This window comes from Vreelandella neptunia (genome assembly GCF_000712975.1).
In the GTDB taxonomy this organism is placed as follows: Bacteria; Pseudomonadota; Gammaproteobacteria; order Pseudomonadales; family Halomonadaceae; genus Vreelandella; species Vreelandella qaidamensis.
The window spans coordinates 1-321 of the sequence record NZ_JHQL01000015.1; the positions used below are offsets into that span (position 1 = coordinate 1).

General features: G+C 40.8%; 1 rRNA gene. It reads left to right on the plus strand.

From position 1 onward, the window contains the following. A 16S ribosomal RNA gene (locus CR46_RS0117645) occupies positions 1–73 on the plus strand; the annotation flags it as partial. Positions 74–321: the final 248 nt, after the last annotated feature.

Genomic DNA, 321 nt, shown 5'->3' on the forward strand with positions numbered 1-321 from the left:
GGTGTGGTTCATGACTGGGGTGAAGTCGTAACAAGGTAGCCGTAGGGGAACCTGCGGCTGGATCACCTCCTTAAACGATGCATCATCCCTCGCGGTAAGCGCTCACAATGAATTACCTGATCAGAATGCTGTTGATACGCAGTGATAAGCGTTTTCTTCATATTGGAAAAAGAGAAAAGATCTTTTTTTAAAGAGTTCTTTTAAAGAGTTCTTTTAAAGAGCTTTGTTTTAAAGACCCTTCTTTTTTTAACGTGAAAAAAGCAGCCGCTTATCACTGCGCATAGCAGTCGCTCTTTAACAATGTATATCATGCTGACATAA